This window comes from Bacteroidales bacterium (genome assembly GCA_035342335.1).
Lineage (GTDB): Bacteria > Bacteroidota > Bacteroidia > Bacteroidales > JAGONC01 > JAGONC01.
Genome location: DAOQWY010000030.1, coordinates 1 through 22,659 on the forward strand (window position 1 = coordinate 1; position 22,659 = coordinate 22,659).

Consider the following 22,659-nt stretch of genomic DNA (forward strand, 5'->3'; position numbering starts at 1 on the left):
AAGGAATCACAGCGAGGACAGGCTGTATAGAGGTCTTCAACACCGAAGATATGACCGCATTGACTGCAGCGGGCCAGGGCTTCTACCGGAGCAAGTTCGATCCGGCAATTCTCCAGAACGGTTCCTTTCACCGCAACCTCCAATGCGAATGAAAGCGCTTCAATAAGCACCCCGGATAAGATCCCCACTTCAAGCTCGAGCGACAGAATGTTCCCTTTCCCGGCTTTTTGCGCCTCTTCAGTCGCTATGTCAATGATATTCAAAGCTATGGATAACTCGTGCATGGGTCTGGATGTGTCGTAAGGGATATTAAAGCGTTTCCTGATCAAAGTTAATAATTGTGTAATCAGAATGAACGGCTAAACGAGGCTTAATTTATACTAGTTCCAAATTATTTCAGTTTTAACAAATTTGAATTATTGCACATAAATTTGTATTTTCTGCAAAGAGTCGGAAGTGCCATATTTAATCTTTTGAACTATGGAAAAGATCATATCTTTAAAAGTCAAATGTCCCAATTGCAATAACTCATTAATGGATCAGGAGCATCCGTTGCACGATTTGCCCAGCATAAAACTGAACATTGAGACCGCCAGTCATCGGGGTATAATCCGATTGTGCTCGGTCTACGGATGTTATGATCATGAATCCGACATAGTCATTCCTGAACGTGAAGTTGCACACTTCTATTGTCCCCATTGTAACAAGCAGCTCATTGCTCAAGAGATTTGTGACTTGTGTGATGCCCCAATGGTGCAGTTCCTTCTAGATATAGGGGGAAGGGTGAGCATATGCTCCAGAAGCGGGTGTAAAAAACACTTTGTGGCCTTTGAAAATATTGCGGACGTGATCAGTAAGTTCTACGAGGAATACGGGTATCGTTGATCCTGAAGGATTTTAAGCTCAAGCACAACCTATCCGTTCCAACAGGATTCAGCAAATCCTGGGTAATTGTTCCCCGGCCAGCATGTCGATCAGTCTTTTCCCTCCAATGGTGGTCTTCATCCACACGTGACCCGCGGGTTGTTTTACGATTTCCCCAATGATGGCGGCTTGTGATCCAAGAGGATCATTCTGCAGGGCAGCGAGGACATCGTCAGCACTGGCAGATGGAACGACGGAAACAAATTTACCCTCATTCGCCACGTACATCGGATCATAACCGAGTACTTCGCACAGACCCTGAGTGCTTTCGTTGACCGGGATCGCTGATTCCCGGATCTCCACACCGAATGGCCTGTTTTCGGCCAGCTCGGCCAGGACCGTTGCCAGTCCGCCCCGCGTTGCGTCGCGCATGAACCGGACCTCAGGGCATACTTCTTTGACTTTGTGAATGATATGGTTCAGACTGGCACAATCTGAGCGGATGGTGGTTTTGAACTGATGCAGTTCTCTTGCTGATAAAACGGCCATTCCGTGATCCCCGACCGGCCCGTTGATGAGGATCCTGTCGCCGGGCTGGATGAAGGTTCCTTCGCTGACTGTGATGAAGGCTTCTTCGATCCAACCCACTCCGGAAGTTGTGATGAACACTTTATCACATTTTCCACGGTTGACGATTTTGGTATCTCCGGCGACGATCTGTACATCAGCATTTTCTGCTTCCAGGGCCATTGACCTGGCAATTTGTTCCAGGTCATTGAAGGAAAATCCTTCCTCGATGATAAAGGATGCCGTCAGGTAAACGGGTGTGGCACCGGCCACTGCCAGGTCATTGACCGTTCCGGCAATAGCCAGCTTGCCAATGTCGCCCCCCGGAAAAAAGATGGGATCAACCACAAACGCATCGGTGGTAAAGGCCATATGCGATCCCTGAACCCGTAATACAGCTGAATCCGTCTGGGCGTGTAAAACAGGATCCGGGAAGTGGGCAAGGAAGAGTTCCCGGATCAGTGACCGGGATAATTTACCTCCGCTTCCATGTCCGAGCAGAATTTTTTTATCCATTGCGGCTATATCGGTACCATGCGTGACAAGTTCCTTCGTTGCTTACCATGCAAGCTCCTGCCGGATCTGAAGGCGTGCAACGATTTCCAAATAATTTACATTCCCCGGGTTGTTTCAGGCCTTTTAAAATATCACCACAAATGCATCCTTTTTCCTCCCGGATCTCTTCTACGTTCACTGCGATCTCATTTTCGGCATCCAGATGCTGAAATTCAGGTTTGAGTCTCAGGCCGCTCTGTGAAAGGACTCCCAATCCGCGCCACCAGTCATCCTGAGGCTCGAAAACATCGCGGAGTAGTTGAAGGGCCTTTTGATTGCCCTCGGGTTTCACGGCCCTGGTATATTGAATTTCAACTTTTGGTTGAGCATTTTCCACCTGAGAAACCAGCATAAGAACCGACTGGAGCAGATCGGCAGGCTCAAATCCCGAAACAACACAGCCCACACCATAATTTTCAGGAAATTCGGAATACATGCCTGTGCCAGTGATCGTGCTCACGTGTCCGGGCGCAATGAATCCGTCAATGGCGATCCCTTCGTGGATCAAAGCCCTCATGGCCGGAGGCATGACTTTGTGGGAACTGTACAGGAAAAAGTTAGGGATATGCATTTCAGCCACTTTTTTTATTCCAGCCGCCGTACCCGGAGAGGTCGTCTCAAATCCGATCCCCAGAAAGACAATTTTTTTTTCAGGATTCTCCCGGGCAATCCGGATCGCATCCAGAATGGAATAGACGATCCGAATATCTGCCCCACCGGCATTTTCTTTTTCCAGGGTGGAGGAGGAACCGGGAATCCGGATCAGATCGCCGAAGGTGGTGATGATCACATCTTTCAGCCTGGAAAATGCAATGGCTTTATCCAGATAATGACGACCGGTTACGCATACGGGGCATCCTGGACCTGACACCAATCTGACCGAATCCGGAAGCAGCGATGGAATGCCGAACTTCTGTATGGCCATCGTATGTCCGCCACAGACTTCCATCAGTTGAACAGGAGTGCGGGAAACAGCCCTGATCCGGCTAACAAGATGATCCACCAGCCGCCTGTCCCTGTATTCATCCCTGTATTTCATCACACAATCCTGTTACCGGTTATTTTTTCTTCTTCATCCAGTTGCCTGTTCAGCTCGATAAACTCATCGAACACTTTCAATGAAGCCTCTGCTTCCTGGCTATCGAGCTTCTGGATCGCGAATCCGGTGTGCAGCAGGATATAATCACCCACTTCAACGTTTTCAACGATCTGAAGGCTGGCTTTAACTTCCGTTCCTTCAACGGATACCGTTGCCATATCACCCTCTATGGATATCACTTTGGCCGGGATGCTCAGACACATGGTTTGGTACAGGTGTGGTTTAACGATCAAAAATATAAATAATTTCGACAAAACGACGCTGTGAGATTACGTCAGGGCCGGGAGCGGACCGACAGAATATGCAGGGTGACGCCTGCCGCAATCAGGATCAGGAAAATCCTGACCCAGAGGAGGTCTGTAAATATAACCGATGTAATGATGGTTATCCACAGAAAACCGATGGAAATGACTTTAACCCTGACAGGGATGCCCCTGCCTTCACGATAATTTCTTATATATTTCCCGAATAACCGGTTATTGAGCAACCAGCTGTAAAATCTTTCCGAGCTGCGAGCATAAAGCGCTGCGGCGAGGAGCAGCAGGGGCGTTGTGGGCAACAGGGGAACAATGATTCCCAGAACAGCAAACCCAACTGAAATCGTCCCGGCGATGATCATCAATGTCTTGAGAAGTCTGTTCTGTTTCTTCGGCATAGGGGAATAGAGGGAATTATTGGGTGCTTATGTGTTGTAACCTTTGGCTCTTCTTTGGGCCGCCACCGCCAGTTGTCCCAGGGCGATCCCCCCGTCGTTGACCGGGATCGTGGAGTTGCTGTAAACCTTCATTTTCAACGTTTCAAGTTTTTTTTCAAGGCGTTCCAGGAGATAATGATTCTGAAAACTTCCTCCTGATAAAGCCACTTTCCTGATCCCGGTTTCTTGATGCATTTTTTTGACGGTCCGTAAAAGAGCTTCGATGACCGTATTATGAAATTTGGACGAAATGACTGCAACAGGAACCTGATTCACCAGATCACCAACGATGCCGGCAATGGCAGGTTCAAACTGAATGACATCATTCTGGGCAAATTCATAATGTGAATGGGTGCTTAGATCGGCAACGGATTCCAGCCGCATGGGAGCTTCGGCGTGAAAGCCAGATACGGTACAGATCCCTGTCAATGCGGCTATTGCATCAAACAAGCGCCCTGCACTGGAGGTGAGCGGACAGTTGATCTGTTTTTCTATTGCCGTAAGAACAAACTCCACTCTTTCCGGTGAAATTTGTTTCAGGAAAGGGATATCCATCTCCATGAAGGCACGACCGTAAGTAAGGTAGAGATAAGCAACCGCCATCCTCCACGGTTCCTCCACTGCCCGGTCACCTCCCGGCATGGGTACATAATCGAAATGGGTATACCGCTGGTAACTGGCCAGATCGCAAATCAGGAATTCACCACCCCAAATGTTTCCGTCGTCGCCAAGCCCGGTACCGTCGAGCGCCACCCCGATGACGGGTCCATCCAGACCGTATTCCGCCATGCAGGAGGCAATATGGGCATGATGATGCTGTACTTCGACCAGAGGTAATCCGGTTTCCCGGGCATAACAGGTGGATAAATAATCGGGGTGAAGGTCGCAAACGGCCAGTGTAGGGGAGATGCGGAACATTTGCTGAAAGTGCCGGATCGATTCCTTATAGAACTCAAAGGTTTCCATATTCTTCAGATCCCCGATGTGTTGACTGAGGAAGGCCTGTTTACCTTTTCCCAGGCAAAAACAGTTGACCAGTTCAGCGCCGGCTGCAAAAATGCCATCCACCGACCGGTTCAGGCGGACAGGCGCCGGCACGTAACCGCGTGACCGGCGGATTAATCGTTCCCGGGCATTTACGACCATGGTCACCGAATCATCGGTCCGGTTATAAATTTCTCGGTTATAAGTCAGGATTGCATCCGTCAGGGGGCTCAATTGTTCAATTGTTCGATCGTTGTCGATCTGGATAGGCTCGTCGGATAAATTACCGCTGGTCAGCACAATGACGCTGAGGTTTAGTCTCTGGAACAATAGATAGTGAACGGGCATAAAAGGCAACATGGCCCCTATCGTGTTGAAACCCACGCTCACGCCTGAAGCCAGGTTTTTCCGGGTACGAAGAATGACAATGGGCCTTCGCCAGGAAAGCAGCAGTTTTTCTTCCTCGGGATTGACCAATGCATATTCCCTGACTGCTTCGATGGAGGCAAACATGACAGCAAACGGTTTCCCTTCCCTTTTTTTGAGTCCCCTGAGCCTGTCGACAGCCTCCTGGCCGGTGGCATCACAGGCCATAAAGAAGCCTCCCAGACCTTTGATTGCAATGATCTTACCGTTTTCCAGAAGCTGACAAACGCGATCAATTATGGCTCGCAGATCCGTTACCTGGCTTTTGCCTTCCACAAGTTCGTAACGGGGACCGCAGCGATTGCAGGCCACAGGCTGTGCATGAAAACGCCTGTCGCGTACCGAAGTATATTCGGATTTGCATTCATCGCACATGGCAAAAGGCTCCATCGTGGTTCGGTCCCGATCATAGGGCAGATCGCGGATGATGGTGAACCTGGGGCCACAATTGGTGCAGTTGATGAACGGATAATCCAGCCGGTGGGGCTGATGCTTCATGTCGTGCAGACAATCATAACAGACGGCAATGTCCGGGCTGACCTCCGTGATGTCATCCGACAGGTTTTTACTTTCAATAATCTGAAAGTCATTAAATTCCTCAAAGCTTTTCTGCCGGTACCTGATGGAGCAGATGCCGGATGCGGGGGGGGCATCGTTCTTTATCGCTTCAATGAAGGAATCCAGTGCGAACCTGCTGCAATTCACCCGGATCCTGACGCCGTCGTTCCTGTTTTCGACCCATCCATTCAATTGGTTTTCTCTGGCCAGACGATAGATGAAAGGCCTGAATCCCACTCCCTGAACGAGGCCCCGGATGTGGATGTCGAAAGTGGAGCTGTCATTTAGAGTCACCTGGACAAATGTTATTCTTTTAGGTAGTAAAGGTAGCAATAAGGTAGATGAGTGGTTTAGTTTAGATTAATTATAAATTAAAGCAGTGAGTTGGTTTTTTACGAATCTAAACTATATTTAATGCCTTAATGAAAGCGATTACAGGTTCTTCGATCCAGCACAAAATACTATAAATTCCTTCTTATGAATCACATCGTGCAGGTTGCACTTGACCGTTTTACCGGGGACAGGACAAGGTTGATGGACATGCTTCATCAGATCCAGGATGAGATGGGTTATATTCCGGATGAAGCGGTGCTTCAGCTGGCTCACCAGTTGAATGTTTCCTCCGTGGATGTACGGCAAACCTTAAGTTTTTATCATTTTTTCGCTGCCAACCCTCGTGGCAAGTATACCGTGTACTTGAACAACAGTGTTGTAGCCTGGATGATGGGGAGGGAACTGGTAGCGAAAACATTTGAGCAGGAGACAGGGTGTCGTTTTGGCTCCGTGACCGATGATGGATTGATCGGATTATTTGATACGTCGGATATTGGAATGAATGACCAGGAACCTGCCGCTTTGATCAACGGGATTGCATTCACCCGGCTGACACCCTACCGTGTCAAAGAACTGGTGAAGGATATGAGGGCTGGAAAAGCCGTGCGGGAGATGTTCCACGAACCGCCGGGTGACGGACAGAACAGCTCAGGTCTTGTTCAGGCCATGGTTGGGAACAACATTCGCAGGGAAGGCCTCCTGCTCAGCAGGGATGCCCGGCCGGGGGATGCCCTGAAGAAGATTGTTGAAATGACTCCTGAACAGGTCATCAAGGAGATTTCCGAATCGAACCTCCGGGGTCGTGGCGGTGCTGGTTTCCCAACCGGCATGAAATGGGATTTCTGCAGAAAATCAAAAGAAGAAGAGCGATATGTGCTGTGCAATGCGGACGAGGGTGAACCCGGCACCTTCAAGGACAGGGTTTTGCTTACGGAGTATTCGCATTTTGTCTTTGAGGGGATGACAGTGGCGGGATATGCGATTGGATCCCGGCAGGGCATCCTGTACCTGCGCTACGAGTATAAGTACCTGCTGGATTTTCTGAACAGCACCCTGGCCGGTCTGCGCAGCAGGAATCTGCTTGGGAAGGATATCGCCGGGAGGAAAGGATTCAATTTTGATATCCGCATTCAGCTGGGCGCCGGTGCCTATGTGTGCGGTGAAGAATCCGCCCTGATCGAGTCAGCGGAGGGTAAAAGGGGCGAACCGCGCGACCGCCCGCCTTTTCCTGTTGAGTCCGGGTACCTGAACAAACCCACGATCGTCAATAACGTTGAGACACTTTTGGCTGCCGTCAGGATCATCCATCACGGCGCTGCCTGGTTCAAATCGTTCGGTACGATCGATTCGGCGGGCACGAAAGTGCTAAGCGTGTCGGGCGACTGCCGGCATCCGGGGATATATGAGGTGCCCTGGGGATTTGCCATCAGCGACATCCTCGATATGTGCGGTGCCACTGACGTACAGGCCGTGCAGGTGGGAGGACCTTCCGGCACTTTGATCGGACCTGGTGATTTCGACCGGATGCTCAGCTTTGCCGATCTGGCCACCGGGGGTTCCTTCATCATCATTGGCAACAAGCGGGATCTGCTGAAGGATGTGGTTTTGAACTTCATGGATTTCTTTATTGAGGAATCCTGTGGTTCATGTTCAACCTGCCGGAATTTCCCGGTGGTCATGCGCCGTACCCTGGTCAGGATCATTGAAGGCAAAGGAATAAGAAAAGACATCAGTGACTTGCTGGAATGGGGTCAGATGCCCCGGATAAGCCGCTGCGGTCTCGGCCAGACGTGTGCAAACCCGATCCTGACCAGCATCAGGAATTTCAGACAGCTTTATGAAAGCAAACTGATGAAGGATGCCGACTTTGTCAGCGAGTTCGATATGGCAGCATCTGTCAAAGATGCCTGTGACTATGTCGGCAGGATCCCCGGTATTCAGTAATGCAGGGGGTTGTTTGATGAACGAACGGTTAATCGGCTTAGTTCAGGGAAATAAATCAATGTTATGAGTGAACTCATTAAAATCAACATCGACGGTGTGAACTGTGAAACCCGGGAAGGGGTCTGCATCGCTGATGCAGCAAGGGAAAACGGAATATATGTCCCCACCCTGTGCCATATTCCCGGAATCAAGGCACAGGGAGCCTGCCGCATTTGTACAGTGAAGGTGAATGGCCGCTTCATGACGGCCTGCACCACGCCGGCGAAAGAGGGCATGGTGATCGAAAATAATGTTCCCGAACTGAATGAAATGAGGAAAGCGATCATTGAGGTCCTTTTTGTGGAAGGCAATCATTTCTGCCCCAGCTGCGAGAAAAGTGGCAACTGTATGCTTCAGGCCCTGGCCTACAGGTTTCAGATGATGGTTCCGCGCTATCCTTACCAGTTTCCGGTCAGGGAGATCGAAGCCTGGCACCCCCGGATCATCAAGGACCAGAACCGCTGCATCCTCTGCAAACGGTGCATCAAGTCCATCAAGGACGAATACGGCCGCAGCTATTTTGCGTTTGACAAGCGTGGTCGACAGCTGCGTGTGGTTGCCGATGCCGGCATGGCCCCGGCCATGTCGGAGGAAAAAGCCCGGGAAGCAATGGATATCTGTCCGGTCGGTTCAATTCTGGTTCGCGATCGGGGGTTCGTCGTCCCGATAGGCCAGCGAAAATATGATCAAATCCCCATTGGAAGCGATATCGAATCAAAAATTGTGAAGGAGACTGAACCATGAGCAAGCCCATACTGGCCACGACGTCATTGGCAGGATGCTTCGGATGCCATATGTCGCTACTGGATATTGATGAGCGGATCCTTGAGCTCATCGAATTGGTTGAATTTCATAAATCACCCGTGAATGATATCAAAACCTTCACCAAAGTGTGTGACATAGGATTGATAGAAGGAGGATGCTGTAACAGCGACAACATACATGTGCTGAAGGACTTCCGAAAACATTGCAAAATCCTCGTATCGGTAGGTGAATGTGCCATCATGGGTGGTTTGCCAGCGCTGAGGAATGGCATCCCGATCCGGGACTGCATTGAGGAAGCTTACCTGAACGGACCAACGGTCAGTAACGATGTCCATCGCATCCTGCCCAACGATGAGGAGATCCCCATGCTTTTAGATAAGGTTTATCCTTGTCACGAGATCGTTAAGATCGATTATTTTCTGCCTGGCTGTCCGCCCACGGCTGAACTGATCTGGCAGGCATTGGTTGCTTTGATCAGCGGCGACCCGATGCAACTACCTTATGATATCGTTAAGTATGACTGAAATCAATCTGGCCAAACCATGTCGAGAAAAATAACGATCGAACCTGTGACCCGTGTGGAAGGGCACGGTAAAGTGACCATTCATCTGGATCACGATGGCAACATAACACAGACCCGCCTGCACATTGTGGAATTCAGGGGCTTTGAACGGTTTGTGCAGGGTCGTCCTTTCTGGGAAGCCCCTGTTCTGGTTCAGCGGCTGTGTGGCATCTGCCCTGTCAGTCACCATTTGGCTGCAGCAAAGGCTATGGATGTGATCGTGGGAGCCGGCACCGGCGACGGGCTGACCCGAACCGGTGAAAAAATGAGAAGACTGATGCACTACGGCCAGATCTTCCAGTCGCACGCCCTCCATTTCTTCCACCTTTGTTCACCCGACCTGCTTTTTGGCATTGATGCCGATCCGGCCATACGGAACATCATCGGCGTTGCCTTCAAACATAAGGATCTGGCGGTTCAGGGTGTGATGATGCGGAAGTTCGGACAGGAGATCATCCAGATCACGGCCGGGAAAAAGATACACGGGACGGGCGCCATACCTGGCGGGATCAATAAGAACCTGACCCCGGAAGAAAGGGATCGATTCCTGAAAGGCCCCGATCCGCTAAATGCGGATAAAATGGTGGAATGGTCACTTTCAGCCGTAAACTTCTTTAAGGATTACCATAGGAACAACAGGGAAACCATCGATCATTTCTCCTATTTTCCCTCAAGCTCCCTGAGCCTCGTGCGGAAAGACGGTGCACTGGACCTCTATCACGGCGTGCTCCGTGCGGTGGACGCCGACGGTAAAAAGATACTCAATGACATTGATTACCAGCATTATGTTGACTACATCCGTGAAGAAGTCCGGACCTGGAGCTATATGAAATTCCCTTATCTGAGCCACCTGGGAGAGAAAGAGGGCTGGTACCGTGTGGGTCCCCTGGCCCGGTTGAACTGTGCTGAATTCATCCCCACTCCGCTGGCCCAGAAAGAATTTGAGGAGTTCAAGGCCTATACCGGCGGCAAGCCCAATCACCATTGCATGCATTACCACTGGGCAAGGCTCATCGAAACGCTGCATGCCGCCGAAATGATGCGGCTGTTGCTGAAGGATCCCGATCTGCTGGGTACCGACCTTGTCACCAGGGGACTTAGGCAGAAAGAGGGAGTCGGGCTCCTGGAGGCGCCACGGGGAACGTTGTTCCATCACTACCGGATCAATGATCAGGACCAGATCGAGATGGCAAACCTGATCGTATCCACGACCAATAACAATGAACCCATGAACCGGGCTGTGAATTGTGTGGCTAAAAGGGTGATGAGCGGCAGGAAAGAAATCACCGAAGGCATGTTGAATGCGGTTGAGGTCGTCATCAGGGCATATGATCCCTGCCTGAGTTGCGCAACACATGCCCTGGGGCAGATGCCTCTGGAGATCTCCCTTTACGATGAAAACGATCAGTTGATTGACAGAAAGCGTAAATAAAGGGCAGCTCTTTTCTCCAAAGATCCTGATATACGGATTTGGAAATCCGGGCCGCCAGGATGATGGCCTGGGCAATGCGTTCATTGAAGCCATGAATCACTGGATCCGGGAGAAAAAGATCCCGGGTGTTGAACTGGAAAGCAATTACCAGCTGAACATCGAAGATGCCTACGCCATTTCAGATAAAGATATGGTGATCTTTGTGGATGCCTCCACGGAGGAGGATGTCCGTGATTTTATAGTGACACCCGTCCCCGCCACCACCGCAACGGTTGGATTTACAACGCATACCGTTTCCCCGGCCCTGGTTGTGGAATTATGCAGCGAGCTTTTTAAGACCAAGCCGGCATCCTATCTGCTTCATATAAAAGGTTATCAATGGGGATACGGGGAAGCGATCACCTCAGGGGCAAAACGAAATCTCCACAGCGCTCTTCTTTTTCTTCAGCATCATTTGAAGGACCCCGGCGAAATGGCCAAGCTGGCAGTCTGACTGGATAAGGATTACCAGACCTCTAAATAGGCAGCATTCGTGTAGATTTCCTCCAGCCTGACTTTGTGTCCCTGCTCCATTTTTGATAACTGCAGGAACGTATTCTTCTGACCGGGCTCATCACTGGCATCTGCGAATTTCCTGTACATTTCCATGGCTTCTTCTTCCTTCTTCATGGCCAGGGCTATGCCATCGGCAAACGACATGTCACCCGTAAGAGGAGGAAGTTGCGTGCCTTCCGAAACTTTGTAATCAGACTGGCTTTCCTTGAAATGCAGCTTCAGGGAATCATTGTGAAGGAATCCTTCGAGGGTTCGCCGGTGATTCATTTCTTCGTCGGCCAGTTCGCGGAAAGTGGACTTGAGTGTCTCGGATTCTGCTTTTAAACTGGCACCCAGGTAAAACTCATAGGCCTCGATCTCATTCTGGATGGCCATCCTTAAAATGTCTTTGTATCCTGTGCTGTCCATGGTTCTTGTCAGATTGTTCTTAATTGTACTTATTTATTGAATGTGATTCATTGACAAATCGTCGTTGGGTGAATACACCCTTGCCTGATTTGCCGCAAAGATAGCAAATCCTTTTCAACCATCACGAACGGCTCGAGGTTGGTCATTTTTAATTTTATCCTAATTTTGCATAACCAGGCAAGCATGGATGCGTGATCAGCACAGGTTGCAGTGTGGTGAATTCCCTGCAGTTCTTGTAAATTAAATCCAATGAAACATCTTATCATCGGTACGGCAGGACACATTGACCACGGGAAAACCGCTCTGATCAAAATGCTGACCGGGATCGACTGTGATACGCACAAGGAAGAAAAGCAAAGAGGGATCACGATCAACCTGGGTTTTGCCTCCATGAACCTTCCGAACGGCGAGTCGGTGGGTATCATTGATGTTCCCGGACACAGGGACTTCATCAATACCATGATCGGCGGGGCCTGCGGCATAGATCTGGTGCTGCTGGTCATTGCTGCCGACAGCGGAATCATGCCGCAAACCGTCGAGCACATGAATATCATCTCGGCCCTGGGGATCAAAAAAGCAGTCGTTGCGCTTACAAAGGCCGATCTGGTGGATGATGAACTGATCGAACTTGCTGAATTCGAGATTTCAGAGCTGCTCTCAACCTCATCCTTCAGGGATGCACCTATCGTGAGGGTGTCGGCCAAAACGGAATGCGGTAAAAATGAGTTGATAAAGGCCATTGCCGATACCATTACCAGGATACAGGAAAGGGAAGCCGGGGTGTTCTTCCGACTGTTCATCGACAGGATTTTCACGGTCAAAGGATTTGGAAGCGTCGTGACAGGATCGGTCATGGATGGCAGCATCTCGGCCGGCCAGGACGTGTACCTGCTGCCGGGCGACAAACTAAAGCTCAGGATCCGTTCAATCGAGCGGCATGGCCAGGTTGTTGAGAAGGTTGTCAGAGGCGACAGGGCTGCTCTCAACCTGATTGGACTGCGGAAAGAAGATTTTACACGGGGAATGATCATCAGCGACAAACCCATTGAGACTACCGTCATGGTGGATGCCTGCATCCGGTTGTTCGATACAGATCGTGTGCTGCCCCTCTGGTCGAGCATTCTTTTTATCGCCGGGACCTTTGAGTGTCAGGCCCGGATGCACCTTCTGGACAAGGATCTTGTGAAAGGCAATGAAGAGGCAATCGTACAGATACACCTGAGCAGACCGGCGGTGCTCGTTAGCAACGATAAATTCATCATCCGCACTTCGTCGGAAGATAAAACCCTGGGAGGCGGGTATATCATTGATCCACTGCCCCTGCATCATCGCAAAAGAACCCCAGGGCTCCTGGAAGAACTCATCCGTTTGAGCAAAAGCATTTCCATCGGCAGCGTACCCATGGAGATGATCCATATGGTGCTTAAAAAGGAATTCAGGCCATTCACACCGGTCGAAATGGCTGAAACGATGAATGTCAGTGCAGATGAGATCACTGAACGATCGGCGGGGCCCGGTTCCGGCGCCCTGGTTTATAAATCCGGTCAGATCACGCTCCTTGTAAACGAATACTTTGATACCACCGTCAGTCAAAAAATCCTGAAGATCCTGGCAGAACATCACCGCAAAAATCCGTTGTTCGCCGAGGGCCTGGCGACGAATGAGATTCTGGGCAAACTGATGCTGGCCAATACGCCCAATGGCAGACCTTATCTGGATTCATTGCTTAACCGAATGCAGGAGGATGGTCGGCTGGACATGTTAAATAACACGTGGATCATCAAAGGCCACAAACCTGATTTTGATAAGAATAGCCTGGCTGAGATCGACTGGCTTGAGCAGGAAATTCTCGCCTGTGCCGACGGCAAACCGGTCCTGTCTGAACTGGAAGACAGTGCCGTTCTTCAGAACATTCCGAAGCACAAGATCAGGACATACCTGTCGTATCTCGCCAGCAACGGCAAGATCCAGTTTCACAAATCCGATTTCCTTCATGCCAGCATTCTGAATAAGACCCGTATGGCCTTGCTCAATCGGTTAGCAGAACAGGAGGATGGCATCGACATTCAGGAGTTCAAGGAACTGGTGGGAGGTACCAAACGGTTTCGCGCATTGTTGATCGACATCCTTGACGCTGAGAAATCCATTTCACTTCTGACCAGGGCAGGCAGTGAAACCAGGCTATCCATTACCAGGAAAGGAAAGGAACTTCTTCGTGCAAGGCCATCCTGACCACGCTTATCCAACTGTATTTATCTTCGTATTTTACAAGGAGAAAGCGAAAGGACTCGCATACGCGCGCTGCTTTTGGTTCCGGACACTCCTGGAAGCTGGATGTAGTTATTTAGTCTAATTTTAAATTACATTTTTGCAAACAGGTAATGGTATTACGCTTAACTTATTCAGCTTTGTTTTTTAATTTTGCTGCGCTGTTATTTAAATAACAATACAGGATATTTCAACACCTCTATAATCGTTAATTTATGGAAAATACGATAAAAATAACCATTGACGGGAGAACATTCGTCACTTCTCCGGGCAAGACAGTGCTGGATGTCGCACGGGAGAATAAGATTTACATACCGACGCTGTGTTACCATGCACGTACGGGCAAAGCGGGAAAATGCCGCGCCTGCCTTGTCGAGGTGGAGGGGTTGCGAGGCCTGAAAGAAAGCTGCGCCCTGGAGGTCAGGGACGGCATGACCATCCGGACCAACACGAACCAGATCCTGGAAGTTCGCAAGATGATCGTCGAGCTTCATTTGTCGAACGGAGAGCATAACTGCATCGCCTGTGAAAAGAACGGACACTGTGAATTGCAGGATATGGCCTATCATTGCGGCATTGAACGTCCAGGGTTCCCGATCGATTACGAACGGATCCCTCTGGATGAATCCTCGGAGGGCATCATACGGGATGCCAACAAATGCATTGAGTGCGGCAGATGCATCCGGGCCTGCAACAATAACGTAATGCATGAGGTGCTTGATTTCGGATGGCGTTCAGAACACATGCGGGTCATCTGCGATGATGACAAACCGATGGGAGAGTCGAGCTGTGTTCAGTGCGGGGAGTGTGTGCAGGTTTGCCCGGTGGGAGCGTTGACGTTTAAAACAGCCAAGGGAAAAGGACCTTTCTGGGAGCTTCAGAAAACAAAGGTGATCTGCACCTACTGCGGAGTAGGCTGTGCCATCGACATGTATACCAAAGACAACAAGTACGTTTATTCGATGGGGGTGGAGGATCAGTGGGAGGATCAAACCAACCGGGGCATGCTGTGTGTGAAGGGACGTTTCGGGTTCGATTTTCTGAACAGGGAAGACCGGCTGGATACTCCGTTGATCCGTAAAAACGGACATTTTGAGAAAGCGACCTGGGATGAGGCCCTGGATCTTGTGGCCACCAGGTTCAGTGAAATAAAGGCTCAGCACGGGCCGGCGGCCTTTGGCTTTTTTACTTCCGCAAGAATTTCGAACGAAGAGAATTATGCTGTCATGAGATTAGCCAGGGGGGTGGTCGGTACCAACAATATCGACCACTGCGCCCGACTTTGACACAGTTCCACGGTTGCGGGACTGGCAATCACGTTAGGTTCAGGTGCTATGACCAATAGCATGCAGGAAACCGAAAAATCAGATGTCATTCTTCTTACCGGAACCAACACCACATGGAATCATCCGGTATTTGGCGGCATGATCAAAAAGGCCGTGTTACAGAAAGGTGTCAAGCTGATCGTGGTCGACCCACGGGATATCGGCCTGGCACAATATGCCACGATTCACCTCAAACAGAACCCGGGGTCGGATACGGCCTGGCTCATGGGGCTGCAGCATATCATTGTCAAGAACAACTGGCACAACCAAGCGTTCATCGACGAGAAGTGCGAGGGCTGGGACGAATACCTGAAGAGCCTTGAATTCTACACTCCTGAAAAGGTGGAGGAATTGAGTGGAATTCCAAAGGAACAGCTATATGAGGCTGCGAAGTTATACGCCACTTCTGGCCGCGGTGCCGCTTTCTATGCCATGGGCATCACCCAGAGCTCCCATGGTGTCGATAATGTCATCGCAGTCTCCAACCTGCAGATGATCCTGGGCAATTTCGGGCTGGAAGGCACCGGAGTCAATCCGTTGCGGGGTCAGAACAATGTGCAGGGTGCCTGTGATATGGGCGGACTTCCCAACGTGTTCACGGGCTATCAGCCTGTGATCAACGAAGATGTACGCAAAAAGTTCGCGGCAGTTTGGGGGAACAAGGTGGACGAAATGGACGACAAGGTCGGACAGACCATCACAGGCATGGTATCCAACGCCGGCGACAGCATCAAATGCCTCTACATTGTCGGGGAAAATCCGCTTGTTTCGGATCCCAACCTGAATCACGCCAGAAAACAGTTTGAGAAAATTGACTTTATGGTGGTACAGGATATCTTCCTTACTGAAACGGCCCAGATGGCCGATGTGGTTCTGCCAGCCTTTGCCTTTGCAGAAAAATACGGGACCTTCACCAATACGGAACGCAGGGTCCAGTTCTCGAACAAGGCTCTGGATGGTCCAAAAGGAGCCAGAAGCGACCACGAGATCATCGCTGACCTGGCAAAGCGTATGGGATACCATGATTTTCCGGATACCGTCGACGCGCTGTATGATGAGATCAGGAAATTAACCCCTTCCTATGCGGGAATATCGTACGAAAGGATCAGGAACAGCGCAGGCCTCAGATGGCCCTGCCCGACAGCAGAACATCCTGGAACGCCCATCCTGCACATTGGTAAGTTTGCCCGCGGCAAAGGATTGCTCAAAGCACTCGAATACCGCCCGCCAATGGAGTATGCCGATGAGGACTACCCGCTCGTTCTGACGACGGGACGCTTGCTGCAGCAATACCATACCGGCTCGATGACCCGTCGTTCAAAAGTGCTGAACGGGATCGCTCCTTCCGGAATGGTGGAGTTGAACATTACCGATGCCCGGAATCTTAAAGTGAAGAATGGTGAAAAAGTGAAAGTGTCATCCCGCAGGGGCTCCATAGAAATAACGGCCCTGGTTACTTCCAAGATCAAACAGGGTATCATTTTTATCCCCTTCCATTTCGCTGAAACAGCAGCCAACATCCTGACCAATGATGTTTTTGACCCGGTTGCAAGGATCCCGGAATATAAAGTGTGCGCGGTCAGAATTGAAAAGATTGCTGAATGTTGCTAACCCTTAATTGATGGATTCAATGAATGACGAATTAAAAACCAGGATACAGCAGATCATGGCACGGTACCCGAAGAAGGAGTCGGCCCTGATGCCTGCACTGATGCTCGTCCAAAAAGCAAACGGCAACAACCTCGGCAAGGAAGATGTGGCTGAGATTGCTGAAATTATTGGTATACCTTTGTCCCGCGCCTATGGTGTGGCGACGTACTATTCGATGTTCAACGTCAACAAAAACGTTGGCAAGTACCATCTCCAGGTGGATACGAACATACCTGCCACCCTGATGGGAGCACTGGAGATCTATGATTACCTGAGTGCCAAGCTGGGCATCGGGCACGGACAAACAACTCCCGACGGACTTTTTACCCTTTCAAAGGTGGAGTGCCTTGCCTCGTGCGGAACCTGCCCGGTGATCCAGGTAAATGATGTTTACTATGAGCTGATGACCAGGGAAAAGGTGGATGTGCTTATTGATTCACTCAGAAAAGGCATCATTCCTGAACTTCCGGTGGAATATAATTTTGCCACGCAATGCAATGTGCTTCTTAAGAACCGTGGGGTGGAAAATGCCAAATCGATCAGGGTGTATAAACAACACGGCGGTTATCAGACGCTTGTCAAGGCGTTAAAGATGAAATCTGAGGACATTATCCAGGAAGTGAGGAACTCTGAATTGCGCGGCCGGGGTGGGGCCGGCTTTCCCACGGGTGTCAAATGGGGCTTCCTTCCAAAGAATACCGGCAAGCCCATTTACCTGATCTGCAATGCTGACGAAGGCGAACCCGGAACCTTCAAGGACAGGCAAATTCTGGCTTATGATCCGCACCTGCTGATTGAGGGAATGGCCATCTCGGCTCATGCACTCGGATGCCGGCTGGCCTTCATCTATATCAGGGGCGAGTTCAGCTGGATAGCAAAAATACTGGAAGATGCCATTGAAGAAGCCAGACAGGATGGGCAACTCAGTCACATGGATGATATCATTGTTCACCAGGGTGCCGGATCCTATGTATGCGGGGAGGAGACTGCTTTGATTGAATCCATCGAAGGAAAGAGGGGACTGCCCAGAATGAAGCCACCCTTCCCTGCAGTGGAAGGATTATACCGCTGCCCGACCATCGTGAACAACGTTGAAACACTGGCCAGCATACCCTATATTGTCGAAAATGGAGCTGCTGCCTTTAAACAATGGGGTTCCAAAGCGGGCTATGGGTTTAAACTCTTCGGGGTCTCCGGTGCGGTCAACAAACCCGGGGTTTATGAATGCCCCATGGGGATCCCCTTCAGCGAATTAATACAAATGGCCGGTGGTATCAAGGGAACGTTGACCGGTGTGATCGTTGGCGGACTTTCAGTTCCGATACTCACTGCTGAAGACCTGAAAAAAGGACCGGGATTGAAAATGGATTATGAATCCTGCAGTGAATACGGCACATCGCTGGGCTCCGGTGGAGTGATGGTGATCAGTGATGAGTTCTCGATTCCAGAGTTAGCAGTCCGCACCATCCAGTTCTATAACCACGAATCCTGCGGCCAGTGCACACCGTGCCGCCAGGGATCGGGAATGATCGTGCACCTGCTGAACAAAATCATAACAGGAGGCGGAGAAGAGGGTGACCTTGACAAGATCCTGTGGTTTTGCGATAATATCAAGGGAAATACCCTGTGCCCGACGGGTGAAGCCTATGCTGTACCTGTCAAAGTCATGGTCAATAAGTTCAGAAAAGAGTTCGAGAAGATGATCGTTAACTAATTACTAATCAAAGAAAATTACATGGAAACAAAAAAACACAATCGCTGGCTGGTAGCCGTCATGTGCACGATTTTAATGATTGTGCTGGGGACGATCTATGCATGGAGTTTTTTTCAGAAGCTCATCGTTGCGGAGTTTGGCTGGTCTAATTCAGCCGTAGCCTGGGCCTTTAGCACCAGCATTGCTTTTATCGGGTTCGCTGCTGCCTGGGGCGGCATCAACCTTCCCAAGTACGGTCCCCAGCGACTGGCGATGATCGGGGTTGGTTTGCACGGGATCGGCTACATGCTGGCTGCACTGGCTTTTAAAATGGCCAGCCTACCATTGCTGATCGTCGGCTTTGGCGTGATCGGAGGATTAGGACTGGGGCTTGGTTATGTGACCCCCGTTGTTTCTGCCGCCAGGTGGTTCCCCGATAAAAAAGGATTAATCACGGGTATGGTCGTGATGGGATTTGGCTTTGGCGCTCTGCTGATGTCCAAGGTCATCGCACCCATCATGATGAACCTGGCCGGTCAGAATCTGATCAGCGGTTTTCTGTACATCGGCATCACCATTTTTGTGCTTGGAGTCATCGCCGCTTACTTTGTTGTATTTCCTCCAGCCAATTATGTACCTGCGGGGTACACTCCTCCCGTACAGAAAGCAAGTCAGACAGGTAGTTCTGTTCAAATGACGGCTGGTCAGGCAATCCGGACCAACAAATTCTTTTTCATGTGGATGCTTCTGTTCATCAACGTTACGGCAGGCATCATGTTCATCAGCTTCCAGTCACCCCTGATGCAGGACCTCTGGAGTGCATTCAAGCCGGGTACGGATGCCGTTGCACTGGCCTCCATCGGTGCCACCCTGATCGCGATCAGTTCGCTGTTTAACGGTGTCGGCCGTTTCTTCTGGGGCGGGATGAGCGATAAGATCGGCCGCGTTCAGGCATTCCGGTGGATCCTGGGATCACAGATCATTATTTTTGTTATTTTACTCTTTGTCGGCAATCCCTATCTTTTCGCGATCCTGGTATGTTACATTCTGCTGTGCTATGGAGGAGGCTTCGGCACGATGCCCTCTTTTGTAGGAGATGTTTTTACTCCGCGCCTGATGCCTGTGGTGTATGGCACCATTCTTACAGCCTGGTCGGCAGGCGGTGTTGTCGGACCGCAGATCGTAGCCTTGATGAAAGACAATTTCCCCGGCACGCAGGCTGCCAAATACTCATTCATTGCAGGCGCCGTATTGCTGGCCATTGGTTTTATTTTTTCCCTTTTAGTCAACAATAAACCGATCACGGAGAGCAAATAGCCTCTGCAGAAAGGTTTTTATGACAGAAGCAAAAGCAAATACCCTCCCCTGTGAAGGTATTTGCTTTTAATTTTTACTTACGACGCCATGATCAGTAGATCAAATTTCATCATCATCGGTTCCACCGGAAGGAACACCGGGAAAACGGAATTTGCCTGCCAGCTGATCGGTCAATATGCCAGGGACCATCAGGTATATGGGGTGAAGGTGGTCACCATTGATCCCAATGAAGGTAACTGCCCCAGGGGTGGAAAAGGCTGCGGGATCTGTACATCCCTGAAAGGGGATTATGAAATTACCGACGAAAAGATCGTCGATCCCACAAAGGATACATCACGCATGCTGATGGCTGGTGCCTTCAAAGTTTATTTCCTCCGGGTCAGCGTTCACGCATTGGAAAAGGGACTGAAGGCACTTCTGAAACTCATCCCTGACCATGCTCTGACGGTGTGTGAGTCCAATTCCATACGCAAGGTGATCGAACCGGGATTGTTCCTGGTCATAAAAAACCTGAATGAACGAAAGGTCAAGCAAAGTTGCGCAGAGGTGGTCCATCTTGCCGACAAGGTGATCGATTTTCACGACATGAACTGGAATTTTCACCCCGACAGGATCCTGATTAAAAATCAGGCCTGGATTCTCCGCGAACAGGCTACCGCTGTCATTCTGGCCGGAGGTAGAAGTTCCCGGATGGGAACGGATAAGAGCATGCTGGATGTAAATGGTCAACCGCTGATCGCTCATATCGCACATCAGCTTGATGGACATTTTGATGAGATCATCATTGGTGCCAACGATCCTTCAAAATATGCATTTTTGAACTATCCGGTCATAGCTGACGTTGAAAAAGACCAGGGTCCCCTGATGGGTATCTATTCTTGTCTGATGGCTTCCGCCAGTGAGGTGAATTTTATCACGGCCTGTGACATACCGGAAATGAACCTGAAACTCATTCACAATATGATCAACATCTCCGGTGATGCCGACATTGTGATGCCTGTCAGTGAAAATGATCATTACGAACCTCTGTATGCCGTGTACCGGAAATCCGTGATTCCGGAAGCTAAACTGGTCCTGGAAGGCGATGGCCGACGAATTACTGAACTGTTGGGTCGTGTCCGGGTAAAATTCATTTCGTTCAGCGACACAGCCTGGTACCAGAACCTGAATTTAGTGGACGATTATCACGTATACATTAAAAAGGGAAATTTGGATAAATGCTTTCGGCAGAAGGATGTCACTGAGTGATGAGGTCATCTGCCATAAGCTGGTTTCATGGCGTTCTGAATTTGAATCATTCATTTAATGGCAATCTTGATAAACTTAAATCTAATTCATTATGAGGACAAAAAGTGTATTTTTCCTGTTTCTGGGAATGACGCTCATCATTCAGCCTTTGTTTTCACAGGATAAAGGTTCGCAGGGCGAAGAAAAGGAGCAAAACAAGAAGCTTGAGCTGAAGTTTTACGGCTTCATCAAGGGCGATATGGTTTATGCGGCTCAGGGCGTTTACTCCTGGGGTGATCCTGTCAACAATTACGTATCCTCCCCGCAGTTTGCCAGCGGTGTCGATGAAGCGGCCCTGGGCTTTACAGCTCAGCACAGCCGCATCGGCCTGCGGGGCTCGGTGGGTGAGAAGATCAAGGTCGGAGGCGTGGCTGAAATCGATTTTTATGGAGGGCCTTCCGATGCCAATACCAAACCGCGTCTTCGCCTGGCCTATGCCTCAGTGGCCACCGGCGGATTCGAACTGAGGGTGGGCCAGCAATGGGACCTGATCTCTCCCAACAATGCCAATACGGTAAATACCAACGGGAACCTGTGGTTCGGCGGAAACATAGGTTTCCGCAGAGCTCAGTTTCAGGCAAGTTATACCCTGAAGAGCGAAGTGTTCGCCCCGATGCTGCAGCTATCGGTGGGCGAAGCCGCCCGGGAGGCAACAGGACTGGGAAAGGACAATCTTTCGGCGCAGCCGATGATCCAGGCCAGGCTCTCCGGTAAGATCCTGAAGAAATACACCGTTGGTGTCGCTTTTGCCCACGCTGCCTTTAAAGAGAAAAAAGGAACACCAGTGGGTGATCAATTCCTGGTGGACGATTTTATTTTCAATACTACGGGTTTTGGAGTGGATGTCAATCTCCCCTTTCATAAATATTTCTCCCTTACTGGCGAATTCAACACAGGGACCAACCTTAATAATGCCAACCTGTTCAGCGCCGCCGGAAATTATTACTGGACCCTCAAGAATGGGGAAGTCGTTGAATATGATCGGAAAAGCACGACAGCCTGGTTCAATGCAACCTCGGAAGTGACCAGCTGGCTGAACCTGGTGGTAGGATATGGCATGGACAACAATACCAGCTCTTCATTCAAGGTCGGCGCTGTTGAAAAGAACACAACCTGGTACGCTGATGCCATTTTCCCGATCAAGCACGGATTTTCTGTAACCTTTGAGTATCAGAATATCGTGACTACGATGGTCAAAGGCGTTGATTCCCAGGGTGAAATATCAGAGCGTTCGGATAATGATGCGAACGTTATCAGTTTATCAGCGAAAGTGAATTTCTGATCCACCGTACCTGAGTTGCTCACGGATACACGCCAGTAATCGTTTCAGTGGA

Annotated in this window: 18 protein-coding genes and 1 pseudogene; 12 read left to right on the forward strand and 7 right to left on the reverse strand. The window is 50.0% G+C overall.

The genetic code is table 11. From position 1 onward, the window contains the following. From PKI34_12000 to hypF, 6 genes are all read right to left on the reverse strand, one after another. Positions 1–329: hydrogenase maturation nickel metallochaperone HypA (locus PKI34_12000; GenBank protein HNS18531.1), on the reverse strand; the 329-nt coding region annotated here is incomplete at its 3' end. A 604-nt stretch (positions 330–933) separates the two neighbouring features. After that, entirely contained in the window at positions 934–1,947 is a 1,014-nt protein-coding gene (gene hypE, locus PKI34_12005) for a hydrogenase expression/formation protein HypE (protein HNS18532.1), read from the reverse strand. Continuing rightward, positions 1,940–3,025 carry a hydrogenase formation protein HypD gene (gene hypD, locus PKI34_12010; GenBank protein HNS18533.1) on the reverse strand — a complete coding sequence of 362 codons (1,086 nt, stop codon included), beginning with the start codon at positions 3,023–3,025 and terminating at the stop codon, positions 1,940–1,942. Before hypD ends, hypE begins: the two co-directional genes overlap by 8 nt. After that, positions 3,025–3,318 carry a HypC/HybG/HupF family hydrogenase formation chaperone gene (locus tag PKI34_12015; GenBank protein ID HNS18534.1) on the reverse strand — a complete coding sequence of 98 codons (294 nt, stop codon included), beginning with the start codon at positions 3,316–3,318 and terminating at the stop codon, positions 3,025–3,027. The genes hypD and PKI34_12015 overlap by 1 nt, the downstream gene beginning before the upstream one ends. A gap of 41 nt (positions 3,319–3,359) precedes the next feature. Beyond that, positions 3,360–3,740 (reverse strand): YbaN family protein, encoded by a 381-nt coding sequence (locus PKI34_12020; protein ID HNS18535.1) that lies wholly within the window; start codon positions 3,738–3,740, stop codon positions 3,360–3,362. 27 nt (positions 3,741–3,767) lie between these two features. Further along, positions 3,768–6,041, reverse strand: a complete 2,274-nt coding sequence (gene hypF / locus PKI34_12025) for a carbamoyltransferase HypF (GenBank protein ID HNS18536.1) — start codon at positions 6,039–6,041, stop codon at positions 3,768–3,770. Between the two features lie 183 nt (positions 6,042–6,224). Between hypF and PKI34_12030 the strand changes: the two genes are divergently transcribed. The 5 genes from PKI34_12030 (at position 6,225) to PKI34_12050 (ending at position 11,315) form a co-directional block, all read left to right on the forward strand. Beyond that, positions 6,225–8,024 (forward strand): NAD(P)H-dependent oxidoreductase subunit E, encoded by a 1,800-nt coding sequence (locus PKI34_12030; protein HNS18537.1) that lies wholly within the window; start codon positions 6,225–6,227, stop codon positions 8,022–8,024. A 63-nt stretch (positions 8,025–8,087) separates the two neighbouring features. After that, positions 8,088–8,807, forward strand: a complete 720-nt coding sequence (locus PKI34_12035; protein HNS18538.1) for a 2Fe-2S iron-sulfur cluster-binding protein — start codon at positions 8,088–8,090, stop codon at positions 8,805–8,807. Next, positions 8,804–9,352, forward strand: a complete 549-nt coding sequence (locus PKI34_12040) for a hypothetical protein (GenBank protein ID HNS18539.1) — start codon at positions 8,804–8,806, stop codon at positions 9,350–9,352. The genes PKI34_12035 and PKI34_12040 overlap by 4 nt, the downstream gene beginning before the upstream one ends. A gap of 18 nt (positions 9,353–9,370) precedes the next feature. After that, the gene (locus tag PKI34_12045) at positions 9,371–10,822 is read left to right on the forward strand and encodes a Ni/Fe hydrogenase subunit alpha (GenBank protein ID HNS18540.1); all 1,452 of its coding nucleotides are present in this window, start codon (positions 9,371–9,373) and stop codon (positions 10,820–10,822) included. Beyond that, positions 10,803–11,315 carry a hypothetical protein gene (locus PKI34_12050; GenBank protein HNS18541.1) on the forward strand — a complete coding sequence of 171 codons (513 nt, stop codon included), beginning with the start codon at positions 10,803–10,805 and terminating at the stop codon, positions 11,313–11,315. The genes PKI34_12045 and PKI34_12050 overlap by 20 nt, the downstream gene beginning before the upstream one ends. A gap of 11 nt (positions 11,316–11,326) precedes the next feature. On the opposite strand, the gene PKI34_12055 is transcribed toward PKI34_12050, so the two are convergent. Beyond that, positions 11,327–11,785, reverse strand: coding sequence for a ferritin family protein (locus PKI34_12055; GenBank protein ID HNS18542.1), 459 nt, complete (start codon positions 11,783–11,785; stop codon positions 11,327–11,329). Positions 11,786–12,034: 249 nt separating this feature from the next. Between PKI34_12055 and selB the strand changes: the two genes are divergently transcribed. From selB to PKI34_12090, 7 genes and pseudogenes are all read left to right on the forward strand, one after another. Next, positions 12,035–14,017 carry a selenocysteine-specific translation elongation factor gene (gene selB / locus PKI34_12060; GenBank protein ID HNS18543.1) on the forward strand — a complete coding sequence of 661 codons (1,983 nt, stop codon included), beginning with the start codon at positions 12,035–12,037 and terminating at the stop codon, positions 14,015–14,017. Between the two features lie 251 nt (positions 14,018–14,268). Then, positions 14,269–16,377 (forward strand): annotated as a pseudogene (locus PKI34_12065) (molybdopterin-dependent oxidoreductase). A 231-nt stretch (positions 16,378–16,608) separates the two neighbouring features. After that, complete coding sequence (locus PKI34_12070) at positions 16,609–16,989, forward strand: molybdopterin dinucleotide binding domain-containing protein (protein HNS18544.1); 381 nt, start codon at positions 16,609–16,611, stop codon at positions 16,987–16,989. A 19-nt stretch (positions 16,990–17,008) separates the two neighbouring features. After that, entirely contained in the window at positions 17,009–18,742 is a 1,734-nt protein-coding gene (gene nuoF / locus PKI34_12075; protein HNS18545.1) for an NADH-quinone oxidoreductase subunit NuoF, read from the forward strand. 21 nt (positions 18,743–18,763) lie between these two features. Next, the gene (locus PKI34_12080; GenBank protein HNS18546.1) at positions 18,764–20,038 is read left to right on the forward strand and encodes an OFA family MFS transporter; all 1,275 of its coding nucleotides are present in this window, start codon (positions 18,764–18,766) and stop codon (positions 20,036–20,038) included. Between the two features lie 87 nt (positions 20,039–20,125). Then, positions 20,126–21,286 (forward strand): molybdenum cofactor guanylyltransferase, encoded by a 1,161-nt coding sequence (locus tag PKI34_12085; protein HNS18547.1) that lies wholly within the window; start codon positions 20,126–20,128, stop codon positions 21,284–21,286. A 91-nt stretch (positions 21,287–21,377) separates the two neighbouring features. Continuing rightward, positions 21,378–22,607 (forward strand): hypothetical protein, encoded by a 1,230-nt coding sequence (locus tag PKI34_12090; protein HNS18548.1) that lies wholly within the window; start codon positions 21,378–21,380, stop codon positions 22,605–22,607. Positions 22,608–22,659 lie beyond the last annotated feature (52 nt).

Excerpts from the sequence above, each read along its gene's own strand:
- PKI34_12080 (HNS18546.1), top strand. The coding sequence starts at position 18,764 with ATGGAAACAAAAAAACACAATCGCTGGCTGGTAGCCGTCATGTGCACG.
- PKI34_12040 (HNS18539.1), top strand. The coding sequence starts at position 8,804 with ATGAGCAAGCCCATACTGGCCACGACGTCATTGGCAGGATGCTTCGGA.
- PKI34_12055 (HNS18542.1), bottom strand. The coding sequence starts at position 11,785 with ATGGACAGCACAGGATACAAAGACATTTTAAGGATGGCCATCCAGAAT.
- hypE (HNS18532.1), bottom strand. The coding sequence starts at position 1,947 with ATGGATAAAAAAATTCTGCTCGGACATGGAAGCGGAGGTAAATTATCC.
- PKI34_12090 (HNS18548.1), top strand. The coding sequence starts at position 21,378 with ATGAGGACAAAAAGTGTATTTTTCCTGTTTCTGGGAATGACGCTCATC.
- PKI34_12020 (HNS18535.1), bottom strand. The coding sequence starts at position 3,740 with ATGCCGAAGAAACAGAACAGACTTCTCAAGACATTGATGATCATCGCC.
- hypD (HNS18533.1), bottom strand. The coding sequence starts at position 3,025 with ATGAAATACAGGGATGAATACAGGGACAGGCGGCTGGTGGATCATCTT.
- PKI34_12045 (HNS18540.1), top strand. The coding sequence starts at position 9,371 with ATGTCGAGAAAAATAACGATCGAACCTGTGACCCGTGTGGAAGGGCAC.
- PKI34_12085 (HNS18547.1), top strand. The coding sequence starts at position 20,126 with ATGATCAGTAGATCAAATTTCATCATCATCGGTTCCACCGGAAGGAAC.
- nuoF (HNS18545.1), top strand. The coding sequence starts at position 17,009 with ATGAATGACGAATTAAAAACCAGGATACAGCAGATCATGGCACGGTAC.
- PKI34_12030 (HNS18537.1), top strand. The coding sequence starts at position 6,225 with ATGAATCACATCGTGCAGGTTGCACTTGACCGTTTTACCGGGGACAGG.
- selB (HNS18543.1), top strand. The coding sequence starts at position 12,035 with ATGAAACATCTTATCATCGGTACGGCAGGACACATTGACCACGGGAAA.
- PKI34_12070 (HNS18544.1), top strand. The coding sequence starts at position 16,609 with ATGGAGTATGCCGATGAGGACTACCCGCTCGTTCTGACGACGGGACGC.
- PKI34_12035 (HNS18538.1), top strand. The coding sequence starts at position 8,088 with ATGAGTGAACTCATTAAAATCAACATCGACGGTGTGAACTGTGAAACC.